This window comes from Pseudomonas sp. 05T35 (assembly GCF_056396605.1).
This window is the reverse complement of record NZ_JBFTLU010001013.1, coordinates 1-364: the sequence shown is the minus strand read 5'-3', so window position 1 is coordinate 364 and position 364 is coordinate 1. Positions and strand designations below refer to the sequence as shown.

Here is a 364-nt window from a genome sequence, read left to right as displayed (position 1 = left end):
GAACAACTCTGTCCAGGTTAAGGAAACATCTCCAAGACGGGTCGGTGTTGATGCGAACAATAACGAGCTTGTTGTCATGGACAAGACCAGAACCTATCCGAATGGGGATGAGGAATTTCATGGTCACGTCCGCTGTTGGTGTGATTTGCACAATGATCAACAATCAGCACTCAAAAAAGCCGGCATGGTAACTGGTAAGGGAAAAATTAAAAGGTGAGAACCATGGACAAAAAACACAGCAAAGAAGAACTTGAAATTATGTTGCAATCTGATGATAGCGACGTGGTGATAGACGCCCTTCTTTATCTATGCTTCAACATCAACGATCCAGAGTGGGTTCAGAAAAAATGCATTGAAACAATAG

At 42.6% G+C, this 364-nt stretch carries 1 pseudogene; it reads left to right on the top strand.

Going from position 1 to position 364, the window contains the following annotated elements:
* Positions 1-217 (top strand): annotated as a pseudogene (locus AC1DH9_RS31165) (S-type pyocin domain-containing protein); the annotation flags it as partial.
* Between the last annotated feature and the right edge of the window lie 147 nt (positions 218-364).